The following is a 12,184-nucleotide window of genomic DNA, read 5'->3' as shown; positions in this document are numbered from 1 at the left end:
CGCTGCCGGTGGACCGTGCGACGCGCTCAGGCAGCCATTGCGGGCTCGCGCCAGTTATTGGCGGCTCCTTCGAAGACGCGGGCGCGATCGCCGTTTCCGACTTGCGGCTCCCTACACTCGTCAGCTTCTCGAAAGCTAGCTCCTGCAAAAAGCACAATCTAGCTCTGACTGAAAACGCTGCTCGCTGGCACTCCAGGCCGAAGTGTAAGTCCAGATTGCGCAGCACCTACACCGTCAAGAGGAGAGCAGGATGGATCCAATCGACCCATTTTTCAATTCAGAAGCCTGGATACAGGAATACGCTGCCAGGCAGGAACGGCAGCGGGCGGGGCAGCAATCGGGCAACGCGAGCCAGCAAGGCGGCTTTGAGCAGCAGATGGAGAGTTTGCAACTCAGTTCACCTGATCGGAGTTCAGCCAGCTCAGCTTCGCCTGATGAAAGCCCCGCAGAGCGGACTGCACAGCACCAGCACGCTGGCCTCGGCGGTTCGATGCGGATGCCGCCGTATCCCCAGCTCAGGGACGAGTTATTCAGTAGCGCGCGCCACAGCGTGGACGTTCCCCGCCCTCGTCCTGGAAGTGCGGCCCAGCTGCCGCGCTCCAATTTGCGCGATAACGTGTTCAGCAGCGCGCGCTACACCTTGCCAGATGCAGAGCCTGCGATTCAATCTAAGAGCAGCAAAGGCCGCGGACTGTGGTCGCGCATCAAGTCAGGGGTCGGAAAGGCGTTCGGAGGAGGTCGCAGTGAAGGCTCGTCCGGCGCCACGATGCAGCAAGAGGCCCTTCCAACGTTTCGCGTGGATTACGCCAGGCAGCCCGGCCGGGCGCGCGGTGGCCCTGTCCCTGCGGCGGACGAGGCGCTCATGCAGGATTTCAGAAACAAAGCGGGAGGCAATCTCAGCGACGGCACCATCAAAAATGCGGCCGCAGATCTGCGTCATTTGAGCGCGCGCCTGAGCATGAACGGCAGGCCATCAATAGCAGACCGGATTCGCCGTGAGTTGGAAAACGCGCAATTGGAAAATCCGGAGGTGGACAACCATCAGCTGGAAGCCGAGCTCGATCAGGATGTGGACACCTATGCAAATGACCGCGGCAGGCGGATCAAGGCGGCCTTGAAAAAACTTCGTGAGGTTGGCGCCGGACGGGCCCTATCGGCCGATGTTCGCCGACTGAATCCCTATCCTGCAGACGCAACGCTTATCGACATGTGGGCTGCGGCGGAAAAGGCGACGCACAGGATCGAGCCGAAGACCGTCGACAGGCAGGTTCGTCGCCTTTACAGGCTGAGCGAGTGGCTGCAAGCCCGAAACCTGGAGCCCATCGCTGGCCGGCTCTTCACCGACGGGCTTTCTGGTGACGTCGAGGACTACAAGCGTGAAACACAGGAGACTAAAATTGGCCCTGATTTGATGAGGCTTGGCCAATACCAACAAGTCCTCGACGCGAATAGAGCGCTCGGGCTGTCTCCTGCCGCGGGTGCGCCCCCGTTCGCCAGGGAAGGTGCGCAGCGATCGGCGCCGCTGGAATTGCCGGCAACGCCAGCTACCCCAAGCGCGGGAGCCTGGAATTGGCTCGGGGAGCAGATCCATGGACCCTCATCATCGTCGTCCACACCGCAACGCGGCCCTCAAGGCAGCTTGTCGCAGGGCCTTCCCACAACGCCGGCCACCCCGAGCGCGGGAGCCTGGGACTGGCTCAGCGAGCAGATCCATGGATCCACGTCAGCATTGCCAGCGCCGCCACGGGACCGGCAGCCCAGTTTGTCACACGGGCTTCCGGCGACCCCAGCCACGCCGAGCACGGGAGCTTGGGATTGGCTCGGGCAACAGATGCACGAAGCCGCCTCACCATCATCTGTGAGGCGCCCGTCGTCAGACATCTACGGCAGTCTCGATCAATTGGTTAATCTGGATCCGCCCACGCCGTATGAACTGCGTGACGATGCCCAGTCCGTGCCTGCGCCTCGGTTCGCTGGACCGCCGTCGGTTGCTGGACCATCAGGGACACCGCAGGAACTACGGGACATCGGAACTATCGTTGGCGAGGACTGGCAGCACGGCTCACAACCGGCCTCAGACGTCCTGATCGACGTACTGGGCAATATCAATCTGCTGCCGAACCAATACGGGCCAAGCCAGTTTGCGATCAACGGTGAGCGCTACTCGGCTACGTTCGGACCGGGAGGACGCAGGGACGTTCGTCTCATCCACTATCCTGGCACCCGGCAGATCAATCAGTCAGCCGGGCCATCGCGGCAGCGCCATCAGCCGCCGCAGGTAAGCGACGCTGGGCCATCGCGCGAAGGCGTCGTGGATCTTGGTTATCTCATTCACGGAGGATGGCAGCACCGCGAACGCTACCTTCCGTCTTTCCTTGTCAGCGCACTGGAGGGCCAGAACCTGATGCCGGACGCCGAGAACCCAACGTATTTCAACATTCGCGGCGTGCCCTATAGAGGCGAATTGGAGGAAACAGGCGGCCGCCGGCGCGTTCGCATTCGCCCTGAACCTGGCTGAAGAATCCGCCTGGCCTGCAACCTCACAGGATCGCTGGCGCAGCTCACGCGAGCGGCGTTCTAGTCAGGCCCTAGCACGGGATCGCGATCGCTTCAGGATATCGTCAACAGCGCACGGGAGCAGCTCTTGGAGGTTCGCCACGCGTCGAGCCGGCCTTTGGCACAATCCTGCGGTGATCGCGAGTTGAGGTCTCGCGCTTGAGCAAGAGATAGATGTCAAGATGGACCACCATCCGTGCTGAGTTAACCTTGATGCTACTCATCCTCCTCCAGGGCAGCTTTCATTTCCAGGAGGGCTTCCTTGAGCGGGCAGATCGTCCTTCACCGCCTTCCAGACAATCTGGCTATCGGCTCGCTGATACTCGTGCCGCAGGATGTTGCCGATGCTCGACTCTCGCTTTGGTTGTTTCGACGATGTCATCGTCCTTGCAGACGACGATCAAATCGAGGCCCACGCGGTTCACCGAACGTGTCGCCTTTCACGGTCACGAAAAGAGGGTGGCTTGCGCAAGAAATTGTCGAGTACGAGAAACAGACCAGCCTTTTCCGAACCATCCTACCAGAAAGCAGAGGTGCAGATTCAACGAACTCCTCTATAGGCTGCGCAGGGCGCGTTCAACCGGTCGAGCGACTTGGGCGGATCGGCCACTCGATCGGACAAGCTCGCGTGAGCGGGCTCGCCTCCGTTTTCTTCTCTCGCTCTGTTTGCGTCTCCGTCGCTGTCGTGCGGTAGATTTGATGAGTCTGGACCCCTGGCAGACTGCGTTTCGTTTACTCGGCCACCAGGGTTGGTACACGCTGCCGCGACCGGCGAAGGACATCGATGGCGAAACAGATACCCGCATTGACCGGCATCCGATTTATCGCCGCAGCAAGCGTGGCATTGTCTCACGGCGGCAGCCTGTTCCTGGAGGGCGCCAACCTGACACTCGATATCAGTATCGGGACGCTTGGCCTGCTTGGAATGTCGGTCTTCTTCGTATTGAGTGGTTTTGTTATCCAATACAACTACGGCACCACGATTGCCGACAGTCCGCGGAAAGCGATACCGGACTTCCTGGTGGCGCGCATAGCGCGAATCTATCCACTCTTTGTCGTTCTTTTCCTTGTTGAACTGCTGACCGGACCGATGGCCTGGCGCTGGCTTCTCGGAACGCCGGGACCGGCAGAGGGATTTTCGTGGCACATTGTGCCGTTTCAACTCGCAATGCTCCAAAGCTGGTTCTTCGCAAACGTCGCTGGTGTCGCGCCGATCTGGCAGTATGAGTCGATCGGAACAGTCAGTTGGTCGGTCAGCACCGAATGGTTCTTCTATCTCGCCTTTCCGATCGTTTGCCCGTTACTTTCGCGCATCAGAACCGTGCCTGATGCAATCCTGTGCGCAATCGGGGCGGTCACAATCGAACTGGGAATCGACGTTGCGATATTGACTTTTCAGAACCATATCAATCTGTTTGCGCTTCATACCTATGGGACGGAGACGGCTCTGCCGAATTGGAACAACAGCCCCATCCTTTGGCTCGTTTACTTCTCGCCCTTCTGCAGGGTATGGGAGTTTTTTCTCGGCTGCTCTTTGGCTAAACTTCACGAGCTGTGCCTGGCTCAGAATTTGAGACCATCTCGAGTTCTCCTTGACATCGTCGCAGCGATTGGTGTCGTCGCGGTAACCTCGGTGTTCTGGTTTACTGCTCATAAATCGCCATTTGGCTTGCAACTCACCCTGTTCGATATCGCGCGCTGCAACGTCGCCCTGACGGCGCCGGTTGCGTTGATCCTTGTTGCAGCCGCTCATCCCGTCAGCAGTGCAGGACGGTTGTTGTCGGCAAGATGGCTTGTCTTCCTCGGAGAAGCGAGCTTTGGCCTGTATCTTGTTCACTTCATCATCTACAAGCGCTTTCCCGTCGTGCATTGGCAGACGAGCAGCGAACTGTTCGCCCATCTCGGGGCGCTCGCATTGGCTTTCACGCTGGCTGTTTGCGTCGCCGTCCTGCTGCATTTCAGTTTTGAGGTGCCTGCACGAAGGCTGATTCGAGGATGCTTTCAAGACGCCACCGCTCAGCAGCGCAGGTCCGTGATTCGATTGTGCGGTGCAGGCTTTGTCACCCTTGCCGCCGCTGCCGTTGTGTATGCAGTCCAAGGTGCAACCGCATACGCCGTCACACAGCCGGGTATTTCAGTTGTCGCTGGCACTTATGGCGGTAATTGCCGCTGGATGTCAGCGCGCGGCAACGCCACGCGCGCGCTTGCCGCGGCCTGTAATGGCAAGAACGAGTGCACATTCCGGACAAGAATGGAGGATATTGGAGATCCGGCTCCAGACTGTGCGAAGGAGTTCACGGCAGCCTGGATCTGCAGGGGTGATCGATCGATCCGCTCTGGCTCGATTCCTGCCGGGGCCGAGCTGGGCTCGGCGCTGCAGATCTCTTGCGACCATTAAGCTCGCGCTTTTCCGCCGGAGCGCTGCGCAGGCCCTTTAGCAGAGGATCGCACGGTCAGACTTTCGCCGCAGATCGTAAACTGGACGGTCGGCGCCATCCGCCGGCGCCGTTACGAGAATTGGGACGCTGATTGATCTGAAGACATCGATGCGGATAAGTGGCCGCCATGCCGAGCAACCCGCGCTGGTACCCTTTGTCGGGCAGTCGGACATCAATGGTGGCATTGACTGATCCGGGAGCACCGACACCGGTTGAGGCCCCGACGATGCTGATTGTGAGCCGGTGCCGAACCTTCAACTGCCCCGCGGCTGGGTTGTCTACCTAGCCAGGGCCCATCATCAAGCGCCCGGACTTTGCCGATCTCGGGCCTCGGGCGACAATGGACGCCACAGTCCTCACATCGACGCCCGATCATCGAGATGTTGGATCATGTCTCGTTCCCAGTACGTCGCCATGATCTGTTTTCCAAGGTCAAGAAGCCAGCCGCAATTGCGCTATGTGAACATCGGCTTCGACCACCAGAGCAACCTTTCCGCGCGTAGTATAGGCCGGAGCCGTCACGAGGCGAGCTAACAACCTTGCCGGCCAACTACCAACCTTGGCAATTGATGGAGCAGACCGACGCATGGCAATCCTGCTCCATAAATCGTGAAGGAAGTCGCACCGGAATTGGGCTCAAGAATGAAAAAGGTCTTGCTGGGCGCCGTGGCTTTCATCGCGCTGGCCACTCCCGCCTCCGCCGCCGATCTGGAGGTGAGGGCTTCGCTGCACCGCTTGCCATGGCATGCCATCATGCGACAGGAGGCCCATTCGGCGACGAGATGGGCCTTGGTCGTCCGTGAGCTCTCGCGGGAATGGCCTCTGCAGGGACATCGACATTGGTTTGCTCCGTGCCAACGTCCACCGAAATGGCGCGGACGTCGTGACATACTGATCCTGGCATTGGATCAAGCCTTCCGCACAGCAAACAGAGGAACCGATGTCCAGAATTTTGGCTGTTGGGACGGCGCTACCGCCATTCCGACTTTCGCAGAGCGACGCCAAGCAACTGGCGGGGGGCCACTTCGGGTCCAGGGTACAGGCGCTTAAGAGGTATCTCAGCGTATTCGACCACGCGTTAGTCGATCAGCGTTTCCTTTGTGTTGCCCCCGAATGGCTTCTCCGCGAGCATCGGATAAGTGAAACAAATCAAATATATTTGGAGTGGGCAAAGCAGCTCGCGTACGAAGCGACAGTGCGCTGTCTCGACAGCGCCGGCATAAAGCCCGAGCAAGTCGATAGGGTCATATTCATTTCAACGAGCGGGATAGCGACCCCCAGTCTCGATGTGGATCTGATCTTGAAGGCAGGATTACGAACGGATGTAAAACGGACGCCCGTCTTTGGCCTCGGATGCGCGGGGGGCGCATCCGGGGTGAGTTTGGCAGGAGCGATCTGCCGCGCGGCGAACGAACGTGTTCTTCTTGTGGCTGTCGAACTGACATCGCTGACATTCCAGCCGAATGATCTCACACCGAAGAACGTTGTCGCTGCGAGCCTCTTTGGTGATGGCGCTGGCGCGGTCCTGATTGGCCCAGCTGAAATCGGTGTCGGCAAATTGGATATCGTGAGAAGTACGAGTTTGCTTTACCCCGAAACGACGTCTTTGATGGGCTGGCATTTTGGCGACACCGGATTTGAAGTCGTCGTCTCAGAGCGTATCCCATCAATGATCAGCGAATTGATGCCCAAGGCGTTGCGGTCGTTGCTAGGGGAGGATGGCATCCATCTTGATCAGGTGAAGAGCTTGATCTTTCATCCAGGCGGCAGGAGAGTCTTGGAGGTTTTTGAGCAGAGCCTGGGTAGGCCGTCTAATGAATTCATGTCCAGTTATGAGACCCTTCGACGTCATGGAAATATGTCGAGCGCAACCGTATTGTTCGTTTTAGATCACGTGCTCGCGCATGCGGAGCAGGCGCCAGGATCATACGGAATCCTGGCTGCGTTCGGACCAGGGTTCTCGGCCGAACTGTCGCTACTGAAATGGGCTGAGGACGAAGGAGCCGGACGGCAGTAGCAGCTCGGCAGCACAAGATATGTTGAGCTCCGGCCAAGATGCCCTTCACTTTGGCCGGTAGCGCCGCGATGGCGTTGCAGCAAACGGAGCAACAGCAATCACCGACCAATTGTGAATCAGTCCATCAAGGATGGCGTTTGCCGCAACGGGACATCAGACGGTACGCAGTCGACCGCCCAACGGTCGTGATACCAGCATCCTGTCAAGTCATTGTCGGCGGCCGCTGCTGCGTAAGCGCGTAGGTCACCCCACGTAGCGGATGATGTTCGATTGTCGGAGAATCTCCTGGTGATTTGTCCCAGGAGTTCATGAGAGCGAACATATGTCTGATAGCAAGAATTTCGAAGTTATCACGGCTACAGCTGAGCGGCTTTCGGTCAGTCCTGGGCGGAGCTACCGCACTTGGTCGCGGGAGGAGAAGGAACGGATCGTCGGCGAAACGTTTGCACCGGGAGCGAACGTTTCGGCGATCGCGCGCTCCCACGGGCTCGATCCATCGCAGTTGTTTGCGTGGCGACGCAAGGCGCTGGCCTCGGGGCTGGTTGCGCCGGCGTCTGGGGCGCGAGCGCAAGCGGTCAAGTTCGCGCGGTTTGAAGCCGTGGCGGGCGAAATGGTGGAAATTGTCGTCGGCGATGTTGTGGTGCGCATTGGCGGAGAGGTGGAGGTAGAGCGGCTTGCCGCCGTGATCCGGACGGTTCGGCAGGCATGATCCCGGCGGGTGTTCAGGTTCACGTAGCCAGCACGCCAGTCGACTTCCGCAAGGGAGCGATGGGGCTGATGGCGCTGGTGCGGGATGGTGGCATCGATCCGTTCTCAGGGGCGCTCCACGTCTTCCGCTCGAAACGAGCGGACAAAATCAAGATCGTGTGGTTTGATGGAACTGGGGTTTGCCTTTTTGCCAAGACGCTTGAGGAAACAAAGTTCTGCTGGCCGAGGATTGCGCCGACCCGGGTGCAGCTGAACCATGCGCAATTGCTCGCGCTGATCGACGGGCTGGACTGGACGAAGGTCCGTCCGGTGGTTGTGAAGCGCCCGGAATCGGTGGGCTGACAAGCTGCGGCGAATTGAATCAGGGCGGCTGAAAGGTTTGGGAGATTGGCGGCGACTCTGCTGTGATGGCGGCGATGACGACGCCCGTTGCAGAGCTTCCGACGACCCTTGCCGAAGCCCATGCGCTGATCCTCGCTTTGGCGGAAGAGCGGGCGGTGATCGAGGCCGAAAACAGCCGCATCGCCTCTGAGATTGCAACACTGACGGCAGCCAACGCCGATCTTGCCGCGGTCAATCAGGCGGCCGACGGGCGGATCGTGGAGCTGACGGCGATCGTGAAGATGTTGGAGCGCACGCTTTACGGCACGCGCTCGGAACGCTTGCGTAGCGACACGCCGAGCGATGAGCAGATCGCCTTCGTATTTGACGAGATCGCCACCGGCGTGGCGGCCATTGAAGCCGAACTGGCCAAGGCGGGCGGCCGGGACAAATCGAAACGCGCGCCGCGGCCGCGCAAGGAGTTCGGCGCGCATCTGGAGCGGGTGGAGATCGTTGTCGAGCCCGAGGTGCCCCCTGGGTGTGAAGGGTTGGAGAAAGTCCTGATCGGCGAGGATGTGTCGAGGCGGCTGGACGTGACGCCGGCGAAGTTCCGCGTGATCGTCACGCGCCGCCCGAAATACGCGTATCGCAACCGCGATGGCGTGGCTCAGGCTCCGGCCCCCGCGCATCTGATCGAGAGCGGCCTTCCGACCGAAGCCCTTCTCGCCCAGATCGCGGTGGCCAAATATGCCGACGGGCTACCGCTCTACCGGCAGGAAGCGATCTACGCGCGTGACGGCGTCGATCTCGACCGGTCGTTGATGGCGCAATGGATGGGCAAGGTCGGTTTTGAATTGCAGCCGCTGGCCGACTATGTGCTTGAGAAGATCAAGCAGGGCGAACGGATCTTCGCCGACGAGACGACCCTGCCAACGCTCGCTCCCAGATCCGGCAAGACGCAAAAGGCCTGGTTGTGGGCCTATGCGCGCGACGATCGGCCATTTGGCGGCATCGGTCCACCGATGGTGGCTTATCGCTTTGAGGACAGTCGCGGCGGCGAATGCGTCGAGCGGCATCCGGCGGGCTTTGCCGGCATCCTGCAGGTCGATGGCTATGCCGCCTACAATCGGCTCGTCAGGTCAGCGGGTGCCAATGAGGGCGTGCGACTTGCGGCTTGCTTCGCGCATGTCAGGAGACGATTCTACGAGCTGCACGTCAATGAGAGCTCGCCCCTGGCGACGCAGACTGTCACGACTATGGCGGAGCTGTGGGCGATCGAAGCGGAAATCCGCGGCCTCGATCCTGACACGCGAGTGAAAGCGCGCCAGGAAAAAGTCCGCCGCGATCGTCGCGGCGCTCTTCGATCTGTGGGACAAGGGGCTGCCGCGCCTGTCGGGCAAATCCAAACTCGCCGAGGCGATCCGCTACGCCACATCCAGACGCGCCGCCCTCGAGCGCTTTCTAAGCGACGGCCGTATCGAGATCGACTCCAACACCGTCGAGCGGGCAATCCGGCCGCAAACCATTACAAGAAAAAATGCGCTCTTTGCGGGTAGCCATGGCGGCGGCCGGACCTGGGCGACCATCGCCACGCTTCTGCAGACCGCGAAGATGAACGATGTCGATCCGTACGCCTGGCTCACGCAAACTCTCGAACGGATCGCGCAGGGCTGGCCGATCTCTCAGATCGATGCTCTCATGCCCTGGCACTTCAAAGCATGAACGGCCTCAGCTTCGCGCTTACGCTGCTGCAACACCCATCCGCAGCGCATTCGCGTTCGAGGGGGCCGGCCCTACCACAAATTGGTCGAAAGCCGGCAGATGCGCGTCGAGCCCTGATTGGCCTGCCTTGCAGGCGAGATATTCGAGATGACGCAGGTCATGGGTCCCTGTAGGGAAGGTATTTCGCATTTCAGACGGGCCGTTAGAAGAATATAGATGTCGATACCAGGAGATTCAGGGCATGTCCTGTTTCTACCGCGTGCGTGATGCTTGTCGGGGTATGAATGTATGTCAGACCGACGCTTGCATAGATACCTGGTGCCAGATGCGCGGTATATGTTGCCGAGATCGCCGTAGTGTCGCGATGCGCAAGTTGCTGTTTGGTCAAGGCGGCATCCACTGCAAACTTGCTCCAGACCATGTTGGTGGCAACAAGAGCAATCTGATCAGTCGGCCTGCTATCAAACAGTCCCCTCGCATAAAGGCGAAGCTCGTAATACTGGCTGAGCCTATTCACGTCGGGCGGAGCGCCCATGACCGAGAAACCACCATAGATGCCATGAGATGGTGCACTCCGGGCATCACTTTGCCAGAGCTGTCTGTCGGCAGCGACATAATAGAAATGATTGTCGTTTGCCCTTGGTCGAGCCGGGTCCACGACGTTCCTGTAATGACTATTGTTGAAGCCAAAGCCTGCCCGCAGCCAAGTATCGGGTATGCCAGGAGCAGCTTTGGTCTTGTAGCCAATTTCATCGATGAGAAGAACGCCGGCGTTGGCCGTGCTCCAGTTTAAGCCCGTCGGGTTCTCGGTTATTTCCGCATATTGACCGTCCGGATTGAGCGAGCGTTGGATCGAGACTTTGTCATACAAGCGATCGTCAAAATTGTACTTCAGGTTGACGGCAGGCCTTGGCGCGGCATTGTTGCTCATGCCGGCCTGGTACAGGAGAAAAAGGGTCGCGCCCGTAATCGCTCCGGTCACTGCACCTGCGAACTCATTTTGATTCCTGAGATAACCGAGCTTGAGTTCGAGTTTCCTGTCGAAAAAGGTCTGATAGTAGGCCAGCGTATTGAGTCCCAGTCGATCCGGGCCTGGCCGCTCCCATGTCCAGTATTGCTGCTCGGCGCCCACGACAATCTGGCCATCTGAAATTCCAAAGCGGCTGAGATCGTAGGTTACGGTCACGATATTTGCGCTGTAGAACGTCGGATTCTGGCCCATGTAGAGCTGATTGGCGATGGTGCTTCGAGCCGCATTTGGAAGTTGATTGTCGACAATGGCGTTGAGCGTCCAGCCGGCGTAACCGATCCCGAGGTCGGCTAGCGCGGATCTAACGCCGCCAGTATCCTGATCTATCGTATCAGCGGGACCGGGTATATTGAGCCACATGCCTTTTTCACGAAGGTTCTCGAATTTTGCGAACGGATCGATCTGCTTTTGAGTTCTCTTCAAAGCAACGTCATGCGCGCCGTCGCGCTTTGCGGCAAGCATACTGGTGGTCGGTGCCAGCGCTAAGCTGCCGATTGGACGCGGTGCCTGGTTCAGCTGGCGGCGTCGGGGCGTCGTCGCCGGATTCGACGCCGTTTGAGCTTGTCTTTTGCTAGCTTCATGCAGAATGTCTGTTCCTGGGTTGAGCACGTTGACGCTTTGTGCCAGCGCGGGACTAGGAAGCAGACTTGCTGCCACAGACAATGCGACAACATGCGCTCGCTGTATCGGAGTCGATCGACGCTCGAGTACGGCTGCCGCAGCCGGATACATCAAAATCGATATAGCCACGAACAGGCGATCATGCATCGTGAACTCCGCGTCTGTACTGCTGGTCTTGAATGAATTGCGCTGCGGCTCGACTGGTTGTTGAGCTGCCCGGTGACTGAGGGCAGTCGGGATTTGACAGCACTTGGCCGACCAGCGAGCCGCAGCTCAGCCATCCCCCGAGCTAGATCGCAGGCCGTTACGTCATGGCAGGCAAGGCGAGTACACGATGACGACTCGTTGGCGCGCATGCGGCGCGTTCCGCAGTGCTGGCCCTAAACATATCTCGTCAAAGACCTCTCCTTCGAACATATGCCAGTCGCCCAGAAGGAGGTCCTCGCCCGCCAGGGCGGGACTCCAGGACGTGCCGGAGGCATCGTGTCGCCGAACGACCATGGGCCCGGAGACCAAGGACCTTTGACGCATGAGCGCCAGGCGATCGCGTCCGAATGTCCTATATGGCGTTCGAGCGGATCTGAAAGCTGCAGATGAGGAGTGGCAAACCCAACAGGTCCGTTGGTGCGGCCAGATTGATACTGCAATCCCAAGTTTCCTGACCTGTGATCCGTCCGGTATTCGCTGGCCACGATTGCCATGTCCCGGTCATCTCGATCAATTGCCAAGGTTGGCAGTTGACTGGTTCTCAAGGCGTCACCCGAGACCGTC

5 protein-coding genes and 2 pseudogenes are annotated in these 12,184 nt (G+C 59.4%); 6 read left to right on the top strand and 1 reads right to left on the bottom strand.

Going from position 1 to position 12,184, the window contains the following annotated elements; translation table 11 throughout:
• Positions 1-250: 250 nt before the first annotated feature.
• From MTX19_RS29870 to MTX19_RS29845, 6 genes and pseudogenes are all read left to right on the top strand, one after another.
• Positions 251-2,518 carry a hypothetical protein gene (locus MTX19_RS29870; RefSeq protein ID WP_280973116.1) on the top strand — a complete coding sequence of 756 codons (2,268 nt, stop codon included), beginning with the start codon at positions 251-253 and terminating at the stop codon, positions 2,516-2,518.
• An 822-nt stretch (positions 2,519-3,340) separates the two neighbouring features.
• Positions 3,341-4,954 (top strand): acyltransferase, encoded by a 1,614-nt coding sequence (locus MTX19_RS29865; RefSeq protein ID WP_280973115.1) that lies wholly within the window; start codon positions 3,341-3,343, stop codon positions 4,952-4,954.
• A gap of 947 nt (positions 4,955-5,901) precedes the next feature.
• Positions 5,902-7,011 (top strand): 3-oxoacyl-[acyl-carrier-protein] synthase III C-terminal domain-containing protein, encoded by a 1,110-nt coding sequence (locus MTX19_RS29860; protein ID WP_280984913.1) that lies wholly within the window; start codon positions 5,902-5,904, stop codon positions 7,009-7,011.
• A 406-nt stretch (positions 7,012-7,417) separates the two neighbouring features.
• Positions 7,418-7,720, top strand: a pseudogene (locus MTX19_RS29855) (transposase); the annotation flags it as partial.
• The gene (gene tnpB / locus MTX19_RS29850; RefSeq protein ID WP_280973113.1) at positions 7,717-8,061 is read left to right on the top strand and encodes an IS66 family insertion sequence element accessory protein TnpB; all 345 of its coding nucleotides are present in this window, start codon (positions 7,717-7,719) and stop codon (positions 8,059-8,061) included. The pseudogene MTX19_RS29855 and the gene tnpB, both read left to right, overlap by 4 nt.
• A gap of 74 nt (positions 8,062-8,135) precedes the next feature.
• Positions 8,136-9,762 (top strand): annotated as a pseudogene (locus tag MTX19_RS29845) (IS66 family transposase).
• Between the two features lie 202 nt (positions 9,763-9,964).
• Here the strand turns inward: MTX19_RS29845 and MTX19_RS29840 are convergent.
• The gene (locus MTX19_RS29840; protein ID WP_280973112.1) at positions 9,965-11,560 is read right to left on the bottom strand and encodes a carbohydrate porin; all 1,596 of its coding nucleotides are present in this window, start codon (positions 11,558-11,560) and stop codon (positions 9,965-9,967) included.
• Between the last annotated feature and the right edge of the window lie 624 nt (positions 11,561-12,184).

The sequence above is a fragment of the Bradyrhizobium sp. ISRA464 genome (assembly GCF_029910095.1).
In the GTDB taxonomy this organism is placed as follows: Bacteria; Pseudomonadota; Alphaproteobacteria; order Rhizobiales; family Xanthobacteraceae; genus Bradyrhizobium.
The sequence above is the reverse complement of the archived record's forward strand: the minus strand, read 5'-3'. Positions and strand labels throughout refer to the sequence as shown.